We start from the raw sequence: 14,610 nt of genomic DNA, 5'->3' as shown, positions 1-14,610 counted from the left end.
GGGGCTTTTGCGTCTGCTCGCGCGATAAAGGTGACCCTAGTTCCAGATGCGGACGCGGCGCGGTGGCTCCAGGAACAGCGCGTCGGCGTCGGTAACGCCGAACGCGTCGTAGAACGCGTCGATGTTGCGCACCACGCCGTTGCAGCGGAACTCCGGCGGCGAATGCGGATCCACCGCAAGCCGCCGAATCGCCTCCGCCGCACGGGATTTGGTCCGCCACACCTGCGCCCAGCCGTAGAACACCCGCTGCACGCCGGTGAGGCCGTCGATCACCGGAGCGGGCCGGCCGCCCAGCGACAGCCGGTAGGCCAGCAGCGCGATGGAAAGCCCGCCAAGGTCGCCGATGTTCTCGCCGACCGTGAAGGCGCCGTTCACGTGGTGGTTCCCGTCTAGACCACGAGGCGTGTACGCGTCGTACTGTTCGATGAGCGCCTTGGTTCGCGCGCCGAACTCGGTGCGGTCGTCGTCGGTCCACCAGTCGACGAGGTTGCCGTCGCCGTCGTACTTGGCGCCCTGGTCGTCGAAGCCGTGCCCGATCTCGTGCCCGATCACCGCGCCGATCCCGCCGTAGTTGGCGGCGTCGTCGGCCTCCGCGTCGAAGAACGGCGGCTGCAAAATGGCTGCGGGAAAGACGATTTCGTTCATGCCGGGGTTGTAGTAGGCGTTGACGGTCTGCGGCGTCATGAACCACTCGTCGCGATCCACCGGGCCGCCGAGCTTGGCCAGCTCGCGGTCGTGGTTGACCGCATACCCGCGCCGGTAGTTGCCGTAGAGGTCGCCGCGGTCGATCACCAGCCTGGAGTAGTCGCGCCACTTCTTCGGGTAGCCGACCTTGGCGGTGAACTTCTTCAGCTTGGCCAGCGCGCGCTCCCGCGTCTGCGGGGTCATCCAGTCCAGCTCGCCGATGCTGATCCGGTACGCCTCTTGCAGGTTTTCCACCAGCTCGTCGATGCGGGCCTTGGCGTCAGGTGGGAAATGCCGCTGCACGTAAAGCTTTCCGACCGCGTCGCCCATCAGGTGCTCCACCAGCGACACCCCCCGCTTCCAGCGCTCGCGGATCTGCTCGGCACCGGTGAGCAGGCGGCCGTAGAAGTCGAAGTCCGCGGCGACGATGGCGTCCGTCAGCCAGGCGGCGCGAGCGTGGATCAACCGCCAACGCGCCCAGCGCTTCCAGTCCTCGAGGTCCTCGCCGTGCCAGAGTGCCGCGAATGCGCTGAGGTAATCCGGTTGGCGCACAACTATTTCGGCGAACGCCTCCGTGGTGCCGCCCAGCGCGCCCACCCAGCCGGTCCAGTCGAAACCCGCCCCCTCGGTCTGCAGCTCGGCGAAGGTGCGCAGGTTGTAGCCGAGTTCGGCGTCGCGGCGCTTGACCACATCCCAGTGCGCCGCGGCGAGTTTGGTCTCCAGCGCGACGATGCGGGCGGCGGTCTCGGCGTGGTCGGCCGCGCAGTCTTCCGAGCCGCCGTACACCAGGCCGAACATCCGCGCGATGTGTCCCGGGTAGGCGGCCAGCACCTCGGCGTGCTGCTCGTCGCGGTAGTAGGACTCGTCGGGCAGCCCGAGGCCGGACTGGGTGAAGTGCGTCAGGTAGCGGGTCGAGTCCTTCGAATCGGTGTCCACATACACGGCGACGCCGCCACCCACCCCGGTGCGCTGCAGGGCTCCGATCACCGCCGCCAGCGCCGCGGCGTCGGCGGCGTCGTCGATGGTGGTCAGCTCGTCGTGCAGCGGCCCGGTGCCCCTGCGCTCGACGGCCTCCTCGTCGAGGAAGCTGGCGTAGAGGTCGCCGATGCGCTGCGCATCATCGTCCGCGGTTGCCACCGCGGAAGCTGCGCCTGCGCGGCTGGTCTCGACGATCAGGTCGCGCACCTGCTCCTCGGCCCGGTCGAAGAGCTGGCGGAAGGCGCCGTCGGTCGCCCGGTCCGGGGGTATCTTGTATTCGGCCAGCCAGCGGCCGTTGACGTGACCGAACAGGTCGTCCTGGGGGCGGGCATTCTCGTCGACGTGGCTCAGGTCGATGCCCGAGCGGATGGCCTCTACTGTCACCCCGCCATCCTTCCATCTGTTTTCGGGTGCAACGATCGGCCCATGTCCGACGCCCAGCCAACCGAAGCACCCGACGACGATTCCGCCGACGAGCCCGCGGAGGAGGCCGCGGCCGACGGGATGTTTTCCCCGTACGGCATCGCGTCGACGGTTCTGGGCCTGCTGTCGGTCGCGGCGGTGGTGCTCGGGGTGCTCATCTGGTCCGCGCACCGCGACGAGGCGGGCGAGCGCAGCTACCTGACCCGCGTCATGCAGACGGCCGCCGACTGGACCGGCGTGCTGATCAACATGAACACCGGCAACATCGACGCCAGCCTGCAGAAGCTGCACGACGGCACGGTCGGCCAACTCAACACCGACTTCGAGGCCGCCATGCAGCCCTACCGCCAGGTGGTGCAGAAGCTGCAGTCCCAGAGCGTCGGCCAGATCCAGGCGGTGGCCGTCGAAACGGTGCACCGCGACCTCGACACCCAGCCGGAGGGCGCAAGGCCTCCAAGAGAAATAGTCACCACCAAGTTGCCGCCGTTCGCCAGCCGGTCGGATTCGGTGATGGTGGTCGCGACGTCGGTCAGCCAGAACGCGGGCGCCAAGCCGACGACGGTGCACTGGCGGCTGCGGCTCGACGTCGCCGACGTGGACGGGAAGCTGATGATCTCGCACGTGGAGTCGATCAAATGAGGAACCTGTGGCGGCTGCTGGCGTTCGACATCGCGGCGCCGGCCGCCGCGATCGCCGCGCTGCTGGCGATCGGGGTGGTGCTGGGCTGGCCGCTGTGGTGGGTGTCCGCCTGCTCGGTGCTGTTGGTGCTCATCGCCGAGGGCGTGGGCGTCAATTTCTGGCTGCTGCGGCGCGATTCGGTCAGCGTCGGCACCGACGACGACGCCCCGGGTCTGCGATTGGCCGTCGTCTTCCTGTGCACGGCCGCCCTGACGGCGGCGGTGGTCACCGGCTACCTGCACTGGACGACGACGGACCGCCAGCTCAAGAAGGATTCCCGGGAGGTGGTGCAGACCGCCACGGGCATGGCGGAGGCGATCGAGTCGTTCGCCCCCGGCGCCCCGACGAGCTCCATCGACCGGGCCGCGGCGATGATGGTGCCCGAGCAGGTGGGCGCGTTCAAAGAGGTGTACAAGAAGCTCAACGCCGACCTGATGCAGCACAACGGCACGGCGCAGGCCTCCACGCTGGCGGCCGGGGTCGAGGCCATCGGCTCCTCGGCGGCCAGTGTGGTCGTGATCCTGCGGCTGACCCTGAACACGCCCGGCCAGCCGCCCGGTCAGGCGGGGCCCGCGTTGCGGGTGACGCTGGCCAAGCGGGGCGGCGACTGGCTGGTGTCGGACGTGGTCCCGCTCAACGCGATCTGACCGATCAGTTGGCTTCGGCCGAGCGCGGCGACTTCACCTTGACGAACCGGTCCGACAGCCGTCGAATCCGGATCATCAGCGAGGCTGACGGGGACCGGCTCCCGTCGAGATAGGCGACCAGCTCCTCGGGGGCCACGCCGATGCGGGAGGCGAACTCCTGCTCGCCCAGGCCGGACCGGTCGATCAGGAGACGCACGTGGCGGGCCACCTCGGCGCGTTCGTTGGCCTCGAGGTGGGCGCGGGCGCGCTCGAGCACCTCCCACAACGCCTTGGCGATGCCGTACGGCCGGGTGCCGTCGAGGACCTCTTCCACCTGACGGGCCGTCCGCCCGTACGGGTCGCGCTTGAGGGCGGCGGCTATGCGCTTCCAGGTGTCAATGTCGCCGCTCTGCAGCGCCGAGCGGATCGCGGAGGTCGGCCAGAACTCCACCGGCTGGTCGGGGTCTTGGCGTTGTTCAGCGGGGGGCCGCGGCGGCGGGACGCGGCGTCGGTCGGGTGCCAACGTCACCTCGCCTCCTCCAGCATCGCCACGGCCACCGACAGGCAGCGCTGCCTGATCTCTTCCCATTCCGCCCTGGCGTCCGGTTCGGACCACTGCTCGTCGAGGTCGGACGGATGCGGATCCGCGAGCCGGCGGACCAACTGGGTGGCAATCCACTGCTGCCGGGGTGGTTGACAACAGTAATACCTGTCGATTCCGGCCAGCACGAGAGCGGCGGTTTCGGGTTCCAACGTGTCCACCATGTCAGCAAATTCGGCGTAGTCGCGGCTGCTGTTACGGCACATGATCAGGTAGCCCTTGAGGCGCAGCGCCTCCGCACCGGTCGGGACCAGCAACCGGTCGCCGGTGGGCAGCTGCACGTTGGTGGTCTCGACGGGGCTGCGGCGCGCGTACTTCGGCTCCTCGCCGGCGCCGGTCTCCAGGCCGGTCTCCAGCGCGTCGATGGCGACCGAAAGCCGCCCCCGCCACAGCGTGACCGGGTGGACTCCCCGCCCGCCCCCGGCGATCACCCGGGCGATGCCGTTGCGCGAGGCTAGGCCACCGACCAGCTTCCTGGCCGCCGAGTGACCGTTGGTGCCCGCGCCGCCGTCGTCGATGTCGACCCGGTGGGGGATCTGCCCGGGGCCCCGGCCGCGACCGTCCGCGGGGCCGTCGTCGGGGGCATCGGCCGGGCCGGCCTCCGCCTCCTTGCCGTTGCGCCCGCAACCGGTGAAGGCCAGCGGATCCGCCACGCAGATCGCGTCGGGCGCCAGGTGCTTCAGCTTCGCGGACGACTTGAGGACCATCCGCAGGTCCGCACTGGGCGCGGTGAGCGCCGAGATGTCGTCGGGGATGACGACGATGTCGCTGAGGTCGACCTCGGGCAGCGGCCTGTCGAAGTCCACCGACGGCAGCACCCGGGACAGCCACCGGGGCAGCCACCAGTTCCACTGGGCGAACATCGCCATCAACGCGGGCACCAGCACCAGCCGGACCACGGTGGCGTCCACCGCGATCGCGACGGCGCACGCCACCCCGATCTCGGCCACCAGCGGCATGCCGGCGAACGCGAAGCCGATGAACACCGCGATCATGATCAGGGCGGCGCTGGTGATCGTGCGCGCGCTGGTGCTCACGCCGTACGCCACCGCGTCGCGAGTGTTTCCGGTGTGCAGGAAGCGCTCCCGGATGCGGGTGAGCAGGAAGATCTCGTAGTCCATCGACAAGCCGAAGGTCATCGCCAGCACCAGCGGGGGAACGGTGCTGTCGATCGAGTTGATGTGGGTGAAACCGAGATCGCCCAGCCAGCCCCACTGGAACACCATCACCAGGCTGCCGTAGGCGGCGGCGACGGACAGCAGCGTCATCAGCACGCCCTTGAGCGCCAGGAACACCGAATGGATCGAGACCAGCAGCATCACGAACGCGATGAGCGCGACGAACAGCAGCACCAGCGGCTCGGTCGCCGACACCCGGTCGTCGAAATCCTTGATCAACGCGGTCGGGCCGCCGACGTCCACCCGGGCGGCTCCCCGGTCGGGGACCTTGGGCAGCTCGGCGCGCAGCCAGTTGACCGTTTGCCGGGCGCCCAGGTCCTCGGGATCGACCGACAGCACCGCGGACAGCAGGGCGCTGTTGTTGTCGTCGGCGAATTGCGGTGGCGTCACCGATATCACCTTGGGGGCCTGGGCGATTCGCTGCCGGATCGCGGCGAGTGAGGGGCCGTGGTCGGGCGCCGAGGCGCCGCCGTCGGGGAATGTGACCAGCACCTGAACCGGGCCCAGCGCACCCGGCCCGAGCGCCTCGGACGCCGCGCCCACCCCGGCGCGAATCTCGTGCGACGAGTCGAATTGGCGCAGCAGGCTGTTGCCCAGCACCATCGACGTCGCCGGCGCGGCCATGACCAGCAGGACGAGCGCCGCCGCCAGCGCCGATATCCACGGCCGACGCATGACCCAGCCCACCCAGCGGTTCCAGAATCGCGATTGGGTGCACTCCGGGTTGCGCGACCAGTGCAGCAGGGCCGACCTCTTGGCGGCCGCCCGGCCGAAGGTCGCCAGCGCCGCGGGCGTCAGGGTGGCGGCCGTCAGCATCGCCACCGCGACGGCCATGATCGCCCCGGTGGCCATCGACTTCAGCGCCGGGGTGTTGATCAGGTAGATCCCGGTGAGCGAGGCGATGACCGTCAACCCGGACAACACCACCGCCAGGCCGGAGGTGGCCATCGCGGCGTCGACGGCCTCGCGGGGCTCACGACCGCAGCGCAGCTCCTCGCGGAAGCGCATCAGGATGAACAGCGAATAGTCCACGGCCAGCGCGATGCCGAACATGGACACCGTCGACGTCACGAACACCGACATGGTCGTATACGCCGACAACAGGTAGACCAGCCCCATCGTGACCACGACCGTGCAGATGCCGAGGGCCAGCGGGATCGCCGCCGCCGCAAGCGAACCGAACACCGCGAGCAAGACGATCAGGATGATCGGCAGGTTCCACTTCTCCGCCGCCGCGATGTCGTGCTTGGTGTTCGCCGCCGCGGCCGCGCTGAGCGCGCCCTGCCCGATGACGTAGAGCCGCACCCGGCCGTTCGCGGTCTGCCCGGACTGGTCGCCCTTGATGCCCACCTTGTTGCGCAGTTGCTTGGCGATGTCACTGGTGTTGCGGGAATCCAGCCGCAGCGACACGACGTACGGCCGGTCGGGCTGCGGCGGCCGCTGGGTGGGGTTGGGCACCTCGGTGACGCCGGGCAGCTGGCCGGCGATCTGCCTCAGCTGCGCCACCGCGTCGTTGATGTCGGCGTAGCTGGCGTCCGGTCGCGGGGCCGCCACCAGGGCCAGCGAGGACGCCCCCTGCTCGTGGTACTGCTCCTCGAGCTGATCGTGCACCAGCAGCGACTGCGAGCCGGCGACCTCGAAACCGCCGCCGGTGAGGTTTCCCGACTGCGTCAGCGCCAGGTACACCGCCGGGACCAGCGCCAGCAACCAGCCGGTGAAGACCAACCAGCGGTATCTGCGCAGGCTGCGGCTTAGGCGCATCATGAACTGCTGGATTTTGTGCTCCCCGGTCTTCTCGCGTAATGCGTGAGGGCGAGGATACCGCAGGACGCTGTGGACGAGGGCGGCTTATCTGGTTCCTGAGCTGCGCAGACACCGATGTTGCCAAGACGCAGCGAAGCCGTTGCCGATTGGTGATCGATGGGGATGTCGGTCACATCGGCTGGCCGCCGCGAGGTCGGGAATGGCAGGATGTCGCTTGCCGTGCGGAGCCCCGGGGGAATCAAGGGAACTTCGCGATGAATCGGGCCGCTCTCGCAAACTCCTGAGGAGTTGTCCATGAAGACACTCGCGCGCCGACACCGCAGGCTGTTGGCCGGGCTGGTGGCCGCCGCGGCCCCTTGTGTCGCCGTCGCACTTGCGGCGGGGCCGCCGGCGACCGGTGCCAACGACCCGTGCGCGGCCAGTGAGGTCGCCAGGACGATCGGTTCGGTGTCCAAGTCGATGGGCGACTACCTGGACTCGCATCCCGAGACCAACCAGGCGATGACCACCATGCTGCGGCAGCAGGCCGGCCCGCAGTCGCTGACGTCGATGAAGTCCTACTTCGAGTCCAACCCGAAGGTCGCCGGGGACATGGCGTCGATCGCGCAGCCGCTGACCAACCTGTCGATGCAGTGCAAGCTGCCGATCACCCTCCCGCAGGCGATGGGCCTGGCGCAGCAGGCGCAGGGCGCGGCGGGCGGGCTGCCGGGGCCGTCGCGGCAGAACAACGCCGGCTGATCAGCGGTCGCGTTCCGGAGTCGGGTCGGACGGCGGCACGGGTCCCTGCAGGGCGGTCTCGGCCGGATCGGCGACGGGCTCGCCCGGGTGCCGCACGACGGGCAGCGGGCCGGTGATCGGCTCGTCCTCGTCGACGTCGGCGGTGTTCTCGGTGCGGAACACGAAGAAGAACACCACCCAGCCGACCGCGGCTATGAGCAGCCAGCTGATCAGCCGGTAGATCAGCATCGCCGAGATGGCGCTGGGCAGCGACATGCCGCTGGAGACCAGGCCGGGGACCAGCACCGCCTCGACGACCAACAGCCCGCCGGGCATCAGCGGTATCGTGCCGACCGCCCGGGCGGCGGCGAAGGCGACGGTCAGCCCGGCCACCGACGCGTGGTCGCCGGCGGCGTACGCGGCGAAGCCGAGGCAGGCGACGTCGGCGACCCAGTTGAACAGCGACCAGCTGAAGGCGACCCCCAGGTCGCGCCGGCCCAGGCTCACCGACTCGAGCTGCCGCAGCGTCTCGCGCCACTTCTCCAGACCGGAGTCGGCGGGCCGGCCCCGAACCGAGTTGACCCACGACAAGACCCGGCTGCCGATGCCGTCGATCAGCTCGGGCCGCGACGCCACCGCCTGCGCCAGCAGCAACAGGGCGACGAAGCCGCCCAGCGTGAACAGCAGCGAGAACGGGTTGTTCTTCGCGCCCAGCAGGAAAGCGCCGCCCAGGCCGAGCAATGCCAACCCGACCGCCTGCAGCACGCCCGACATCACCAGCTGCCACGACGCCACCACGGTCGAGGCGCCCCACAGCCGCTGCTGGCGGAACAGGAAGGTGGCCGACAGCACCGGCCCGCCGGGCAGGGTGGTGCTCAGCGAGTTGGCCGCGTAGAAGGCGGCCTCCGAGCGCAACTGCTTGACGTGCACGCCGGCCGATTTCAGCAGGGTGCGCTGGATCTGGGCGAAGCTGTGCATCGAGGCGGCCGCCGCCAGCACCGACGCGAGCAGCCACCACCAATTGGCCTCGTACACGCTCGTCCAGGCCTTCGCCAGCTGGTCCCAGCCCAGCGCCATCTCGACGGCGAGCACGACCGCGACGATCGCGAGCACCACCCATCGCACCCACCAGTACTTCCCGCGCAGGGCGTCCTGGCGTGGGAAGTCGAGCTTGCGGGCGGGTGCGTCGTGCGACACGTGCATTAGGGTAACCGCGCAGGTGGCGCGGCCATCGAGCCGCAGCTCCGACTGTGTCGTCGTCGTAACCGGATCGTGCCGCAGATACGCTGGCCCAATGGCGGCAAACCCCGGCGAGGCCTCGGCGGCCGAGTCAGTCGAACCGCTGGTCCGCAAGGCCGCCGCCTGGGCATGGCGTTTGCTGGTCATCCTGGCCGCGGCGGTCGCCGCGCTGTGGGTGGTGAAAAAGCTCGAAGTCATCGTCGTCCCGGTGTTGCTGGCCCTGATGATCAGCGCATTGCTGGTGCCGGCGGTGGACTGGCTGGACCGCCGCGGCCTGCCGCGCGGCGCCGCGGTGACCGCGGTCCTGCTGAGCGGATTCGCGATCGTCGGCGGCATCCTGGCGTTCGTCATCATCCAGTTCGTCTACGGGCTGCCCGACCTGACCGACCAGGTGACCCGCAGCATCGACTCGACCCGCAGGTGGCTGATCGAGGGGCCACTGCACCTGCGCGGCGAACAGATCTCCAACGCGGGCAACGCGGCGATCCAGGCGCTGCACAACAATCAGTCGAAGCTGACCAGCGGCGCGCTGTCCACCGCGGCCACCATCACCGAGCTGGTGACCGGGGCGGTGCTGGTGCTGTTCACGCTGATCTTCTTTCTCTACGGCGGCCGCAACATCTGGCAGTACGTGGTCAAGATCTTCCCGGCCGACGTCCGCGAGCGGGTGCACGAGGCGGGCCGCGCCGGGTACGGGTCGTTGATCGGGTACGTGCGGGCCACGTTTCTGGTGGCGCTGACCGACGCCGCGGGCGTCGGCACGGGGTTGGCGATCATGGGCGTGCCGCTCGCGCTGCCGCTGGCCTCGATTGTGTTCCTGGGCGCCTTCGTCCCGCTCATCGGTGCGCTGGTCTCGGGCCTGCTGGCCGTTGTGGTGGCCTTGCTGGCCAAGGGGATCGTCTACGCGCTGATCACGCTGGGTTTGCTGATCGCGGTGAACCAGCTCGAGGCCCATTTGCTGCAGCCGTTGGTGATGGGTCGCGCGGTGTCCATTCACCCGCTGGCGGTGGTGCTGGCCATCGCGACCGGGGGTGTGCTTGCGGGCATCGTCGGTGCGCTGCTGGCCGTGCCGACGGTCGCGTTCCTCAACAACGCGGTGCAGGTGCTGCTCGCCCGGGATCCGTCCGCCGAGGCCGACAAGCGGACCGAGGACGCCGACGACGGGGGCATCGTCCAGGCCGAGCCGGACAGCCCCGGCGACCGTCCCGCCTGAGGGTCTACAAACGTCCTTCGCGGCGCAGTAGGTCCTGCGCGGACAGGCCGCCCCCGCCACGGCGGCGCGGGCGTGAATCGTCACCGCCGTCGCCACCGTCGCCGTTGTCGCCCTGCCCGCCTTGCCCGCGGGCGTTCAGCTTCTCGGTGGCCGCATCGGAGTCGTCCTCGTCCGGCCGGGACGCCGGGATCGCGGCGGTGGGGTCGGCCGGGTCGCTGTTCTTCTCGCGGCTGCCCGGAACGGGCATTGCCCGGGTCTGACCGGCCGACGGGCCCGCCGCCGGCTTGGGGGGTGCCGGCGGCGCGGGTCGCGCCGAGGGCCCGCGCTTCTCGGCCGGCCGTTCGCGGCCGGGCACCGACAGGCGCGAGGTCTTGGCCTCCGTCGGCTGGCTGGGCTTGCTCGGACTGCGCGTGGTGCCGGCGCCCGACGGCCGCGACGGTTCCGGGGGTGGGCCGGGATGCGTCGGGTCGTGCGGCGGCCGGGCCGCGGCGGCAGCCAGGCTCGCCGCCGCCACCGGCGGCCGGGTGGGCCGCCCGTCGACGCTGGGCCGCTTGCGCTCGTCGGGCAGGTCGATCTCGCCCAGCCCGATTTTGTTCTGCAGGTGCCGGGCCCAGCGCGGGGCCCACCAGCAGTCGTCGCCGAGCAGCTTCATCACCGACGGCACCAGGAACATGCGGACCACGGTCGCGTCCAGCAGTAGCGCCGCCATCAGGCCGAAGGCCAGGTACTTCATCAGCACGAGATCGGAGAACACGAACGAGGCGGCGACCACGGCGAGCACCAGCGCGGCGGCCGTGATCAGGCGCCCGGTCGTCGCGGTGCCGATCCGGATCGCCTCCGCGGTGGACATGCCCCGTTCGCGCGCCTCGACCATCCGGGACACCAGGAACACCTCATAGTCCGTCGCCAGGCCGAACCCGACGGCGACGACCAGCGCGATGAGCACCACCATCAGCGGTGTCGGCGTGAAGTTCAGCCACGTCGAGAAGTGCCCGTCGACGAAGATCCACGTCAGGATGCCCATCGTGGATCCGAGCGTCAGGGCGCTCATCACCACGGCCTTGATCGGCAACACGAACGATCCGAACGCCAGGAACATCAGCACGATGGTGGCGCCGAGCAACAGGACGAGCATCAGGGGAGCCTTGTCGAACAGGCTGTGGATGCTGTCCTGCTCCAGCGCGGGTGTGCCGCCGACCAGAAGGCTGAGGCCCTTCGGGGGCGATATCGCCCGCAGTTCGCCGATCTTCTTGGCGGCGTCATTGCGATTGGACAGGCCGTTCTGGATCACCCGCACCGAGCCGTCCTTGGGCTGCGATGCGCCATTCGGGCCGCTGACGCAGGGGTTGCCCGCGATGGTGGGGCACGGCCGCTCCTGCCAGGTCCTTTCGGTGAACCCGGTGATCGAGGAGATCCTGTTGCGGATGTCGGCGACCTGCTGATCGGTGACCTTGCCGCCGTTGTCGCTCTTGATCACCATCGTGAGCTGCTCGGTCCGGTAGCTGGGGAAGAGCTTGTCGAAGTGCTCCTGCGCCAGGCGCACCGAGTTGTTCGGCGGCAGGTACTTCTCGCTCATGCCGCCGAACGACAGGTTGCCCAGCGGGATGACCAGCAGGATCATGCCGACCGCGATCGGGATGGCGAACGCCAGCGGTCGCTTCATCACGAAGTTGACCAGCTTGCCCCAGAAGCCGGCCTCGACCTCCTCGCGGGTCTTGGTCTTCTGCAGCCGGTCCGCCAGCCAGTTCAGGTAGGCGCGCGACACCTTCCAGTTGCGCAGGAACGGAACCCGGAACGCGGTGCGCACGCCCAGGGCGTCGACGTGGCGGCCGAGGATGCCCAGGCAGGCCGGCAGCAGCGTAATCGACAGCAGCGCAGCAAGTCCCACCGCGGCGAAGATTGCATAGGTCAGCGAATGCACGAAGCCCTGCGGCAACACCAGCAGGCTGGCGCTGGAGGCAATGATCAGCACCGCCGAGAACGCGACGGTGCGACCGGCCGTCATCACGGTGCGGCGCACCGCGGCGTCGGTGTCGTAGCCCTCGGCGATCTCCTCCCGGAAGCGGCTCACCACGAACAGCCCGTAGTCGACGGCGATGCCCAGGCCGATCAGCGACACCACCGGCTGGGCGAAATAGTGCACCGGCCCGAACATGGCGATGAACCGCAGGATGCCCAGCGCGCCCGCAATGCTCAGCCCGCCCACCATCACCGGCAGGCCGGCGGCGATCGCGCCGCCGAACACCAGGAACAACACCACCGTCACCAGCGGCAGCGCGAGGACCTCCATGCGGCGCTGGTCGGTGGCGATGGTGCCCGTCAGCGCGTTCGCTATCGGCTCGAGGCCGGCGAGTTGGACCGTGCCGCCGTCGAGCCTCTGCAGGTCGGGCGCGATCGCCTTGTAGTTGTTGAGGATGCTGTCGTCGTCGTTGCCCTTCAGCGGTATGGAAACAAAGGTGTGCTTCTTGTCCTCGGTCGCCATCCCCTTGATCAACGGGGGCGCGTCGGCGGGGTTGGACAGGGCCAGGTAGCCGGCCCAGCCGACGACCTGATCGGGGTGGTCGCTCTTGAACTTGTTGAGCTCGTCGACGACCTTCTGCCGCCACGCCGGGTCGTCGACGGTCTTCCCGTCGGGAGCGGTGAAAGTGGCAACCACGTGGCTGGTGCGGTCGCGGCCGTAGGTCTGGTCGCCGAGAACCGAGGCCTTCACGGACTGACTGCCGTCGTCGTAGAACCCGCTCTGTGTGACATGCTTGCCCAGGCTGAGCCCGAACACGCCGCCGAGAAGGCAAAGAGCCACCGTGACCCCGATGACGATGTACCGGTATCGGTACACAGTTCGGCCCCACCAGGCGAACACGTAAGCTCCTTACTGGATCTCTAGGGACCCGCGCATTGGTTTCCCAGTGTCACACACGCGCGGTCAATAGGGCGGACAGCGGCCGGAACGGCTGCAGCCACGCTCCATGGTCAGGCAGCGAATCCAGCCCGATTCGCGGCAACGGCTCCCGGAACACACCCGCGATGTCCTCCAGGTCGACGAAGTCCAAGGTATCCGACGCTAACGCCCAACTAGCGTGTTCACGAAATCCGATCACCTGAACAGGGATTGCGCCGCCGGCCCCGCCCCGCGCGATCTCTTCCAGCGGTTGACGGAACGCCTGACCGTCGGCGGAAGCCACCACCAGCGCCGCAAGGCCCTCCCGGCGCCGCTGTTCGATGTGGGCGAGCATGTCGCGGTCGACGTCGCTGTCCTCGTCGATCTTCGGCTTGGCAAAGACCGCGAACCCCACGTTACGCAGCGCGTCCACCCACGGGCGAACCACGTCGGCGGTGCCCGGGGCGATGTTGGTGAAGACGGTGGCCTCCGGTTCGATCACGACGCCGGGCCGGGCGGCGCTGACCTCCGCGGTGCGGGCCAGCAACCAGCGACCGAGCGCGTCGAAGCGAGGGCGCTCCAGGGCCGTCGGGCGCCGGCCCAGGATCGAGCCGAGGCCCATGTCGAGGTTGGGGGCGTCCCACACCAGCAGGACGCGGCTGGCCGGCGCATCGAACCCGCCCAGCCCGCCGGTCAGCACCGCCGGTGAATCGAGCGGTTCGGGTGCCGCCGCGGTCTCTTCCGTCAGGCTCATGCTCATCGCCTCTATCGTCTAAGCCAGATCAGCTCGGTCACGGCGCTGCCCGCTTCTTGGGCTTTGGTCTCGTACTTGGTGGTGGGGCGGACGATCGACACCGGCATTCGGTCGCCCGGCTCGACACGGCGCAGCCGGGGTTCGGCATCCCCGTCCCGGGCGATCTGCTCGGCGTACCCGGGATGGTCCGTCGCGGCGTGCAGCACACCACCGGGGAGTAGCCGATCGGCGATCAGGTCAATCGTGCTCGGCTGCAGGAACCGGCGCTTGTGGTGGCGCGCCTTCGGCCAGGGATCGGGGAAGAAGACGCGAACCCCGCTCAGCGATCCGGGCGCGATCAGATACTGCAGCACGTCGACGGCGTTGCCCCGGATCAACCGGATGTTGCCCACCTCTTCGCGGTCGATCGCGGACAGCAGCTGTGCCAACCCGCGCCGGTAGACCTCCACCGCGATCACGTCGACACCGGGCTCGTCCTTGGCCATGGCCAACGTGGATGTGCCACTGCCACAACCGATCTCGAGCACCACCGGCGCGTCGCGGCCGAACCACGCGCGGGTGTCCAGCGGCTCGACCCGCCCGGGTATCTCGGAGATCCCCAGGCGCGGCCACAGCCGTTCCCAGGTCTGGCGCTGGGCGTCGGACAGGGCAGACCGTCGGGAACGAAAGCTTGTTGCCGGAAGGTAGCCATGCCGCCGCCGATCGGAATCGCGCGGCTCCGGTGCTGGGGTCACGTCCTCTCCGGTTCTCTCCTCCACCGGTGCGCGGGGACGCACTCCCACTCCGGGTTCCGCATGCATTCGTCCATCGTGGCCCATGAACGCGCGATGTAGCCGCCCCTGGTCCGGATTGATACCCAACAGTTGCCTTACGGCCG

At 69.4% G+C, this 14,610-nt stretch carries 11 protein-coding genes; 4 read left to right on the top strand and 7 right to left on the bottom strand.

Features of this window, described 5'->3' with window-relative positions:
- Nucleotides 1-36: 36 nt before the first annotated feature.
- The gene (locus OQ968_RS04665; protein ID WP_324675229.1) at nucleotides 37-2,046 is read right to left on the bottom strand and encodes a M13 family metallopeptidase; all 2,010 of its coding nucleotides are present in this window, start codon (nucleotides 2,044-2,046) and stop codon (nucleotides 37-39) included.
- A gap of 42 nt (nucleotides 2,047-2,088) precedes the next feature.
- Between OQ968_RS04665 and OQ968_RS04660 the strand changes: the two genes are divergently transcribed.
- A complete protein-coding gene (locus OQ968_RS04660) occupies nucleotides 2,089-2,724 on the top strand; it encodes a hypothetical protein (protein ID WP_324675227.1) in 636 nt (211 codons plus the stop codon).
- Nucleotides 2,721-3,410, top strand: coding sequence for a hypothetical protein (locus OQ968_RS04655; protein WP_324675225.1), 690 nt, complete (start codon nucleotides 2,721-2,723; stop codon nucleotides 3,408-3,410). The genes OQ968_RS04660 and OQ968_RS04655 overlap by 4 nt, the downstream gene beginning before the upstream one ends.
- 4 nt (nucleotides 3,411-3,414) lie before the next feature.
- On the opposite strand, the gene OQ968_RS04650 is transcribed toward OQ968_RS04655, so the two are convergent.
- Nucleotides 3,415-3,918, bottom strand: a complete 504-nt coding sequence (locus tag OQ968_RS04650) for an XRE family transcriptional regulator (RefSeq protein WP_324675223.1) — start codon at nucleotides 3,916-3,918, stop codon at nucleotides 3,415-3,417.
- Entirely contained in the window at nucleotides 3,915-6,932 is a 3,018-nt protein-coding gene (locus OQ968_RS04645; RefSeq protein ID WP_324675221.1) for an MMPL family transporter, read from the bottom strand. The genes OQ968_RS04650 and OQ968_RS04645 overlap by 4 nt, the downstream gene beginning before the upstream one ends.
- A gap of 294 nt (nucleotides 6,933-7,226) precedes the next feature.
- On the opposite strand from OQ968_RS04645, the gene OQ968_RS04640 reads away from it, so the two are divergent.
- Nucleotides 7,227-7,670, top strand: coding sequence for a hemophore (locus OQ968_RS04640; protein ID WP_324675219.1), 444 nt, complete (start codon nucleotides 7,227-7,229; stop codon nucleotides 7,668-7,670).
- On the opposite strand, the gene OQ968_RS04635 is transcribed toward OQ968_RS04640, so the two are convergent.
- Nucleotides 7,671-8,852 (bottom strand): lysylphosphatidylglycerol synthase transmembrane domain-containing protein, encoded by a 1,182-nt coding sequence (locus tag OQ968_RS04635; protein ID WP_420715829.1) that lies wholly within the window; start codon nucleotides 8,850-8,852, stop codon nucleotides 7,671-7,673.
- A 91-nt stretch (nucleotides 8,853-8,943) separates the two neighbouring features.
- Between OQ968_RS04635 and OQ968_RS04630 the strand changes: the two genes are divergently transcribed.
- Nucleotides 8,944-10,101 (top strand): AI-2E family transporter, encoded by a 1,158-nt coding sequence (locus OQ968_RS04630; RefSeq protein WP_324675215.1) that lies wholly within the window; start codon nucleotides 8,944-8,946, stop codon nucleotides 10,099-10,101.
- Between the two features lie 4 nt (nucleotides 10,102-10,105).
- Here OQ968_RS04630 and OQ968_RS04625 read toward each other — a convergent pair whose 3' ends face one another.
- Genes OQ968_RS04625 through trmB form a run of 3 tightly spaced genes read right to left on the bottom strand, consistent with a single transcriptional unit; the run spans nucleotide 10,106 to nucleotide 14,551 of the window.
- A complete protein-coding gene (locus tag OQ968_RS04625) occupies nucleotides 10,106-12,961 on the bottom strand; it encodes an MMPL family transporter (protein WP_324675213.1) in 2,856 nt (951 codons plus the stop codon).
- Between the two features lie 49 nt (nucleotides 12,962-13,010).
- Nucleotides 13,011-13,733 (bottom strand): NYN domain-containing protein, encoded by a 723-nt coding sequence (locus OQ968_RS04620; RefSeq protein WP_324675211.1) that lies wholly within the window; start codon nucleotides 13,731-13,733, stop codon nucleotides 13,011-13,013.
- A gap of 11 nt (nucleotides 13,734-13,744) precedes the next feature.
- Nucleotides 13,745-14,551 carry a tRNA (guanosine(46)-N7)-methyltransferase TrmB gene (gene trmB, locus OQ968_RS04615; RefSeq protein ID WP_324675209.1) on the bottom strand — a complete coding sequence of 269 codons (807 nt, stop codon included), beginning with the start codon at nucleotides 14,549-14,551 and terminating at the stop codon, nucleotides 13,745-13,747.
- Nucleotides 14,552-14,610: the final 59 nt, after the last annotated feature.

It is taken from the genome of Mycobacterium sp. 663a-19 (assembly GCF_035616495.1).
Lineage (GTDB): Bacteria > Actinomycetota > Actinomycetes > Mycobacteriales > Mycobacteriaceae > Mycobacterium.
The sequence above is the reverse complement of the archived record's forward strand: the minus strand, read 5'-3'. Positions and strand labels throughout refer to the sequence as shown.

What these genes read in the sequence shown, in the direction of transcription:
- trmB (WP_324675209.1), bottom strand. Translation starts at nt 14,551, where the DNA reads ATGGGCCACGATGGACGAATGCATGCGGAACCCGGAGTGGGAGTGCGT.
- OQ968_RS04635 (WP_420715829.1), bottom strand. Translation starts at nt 8,852, where the DNA reads ATGCACGTGTCGCACGACGCACCCGCCCGCAAGCTCGACTTCCCACGC.
- OQ968_RS04660 (WP_324675227.1), top strand. Translation starts at nt 2,089, where the DNA reads ATGTCCGACGCCCAGCCAACCGAAGCACCCGACGACGATTCCGCCGAC.
- OQ968_RS04620 (WP_324675211.1), bottom strand. Translation starts at nt 13,733, where the DNA reads ATGAGCCTGACGGAAGAGACCGCGGCGGCACCCGAACCGCTCGATTCA.
- OQ968_RS04630 (WP_324675215.1), top strand. Translation starts at nt 8,944, where the DNA reads ATGGCGGCAAACCCCGGCGAGGCCTCGGCGGCCGAGTCAGTCGAACCG.
- OQ968_RS04645 (WP_324675221.1), bottom strand. Translation starts at nt 6,932, where the DNA reads ATGATGCGCCTAAGCCGCAGCCTGCGCAGATACCGCTGGTTGGTCTTC.
- OQ968_RS04655 (WP_324675225.1), top strand. Translation starts at nt 2,721, where the DNA reads ATGAGGAACCTGTGGCGGCTGCTGGCGTTCGACATCGCGGCGCCGGCC.
- OQ968_RS04640 (WP_324675219.1), top strand. Translation starts at nt 7,227, where the DNA reads ATGAAGACACTCGCGCGCCGACACCGCAGGCTGTTGGCCGGGCTGGTG.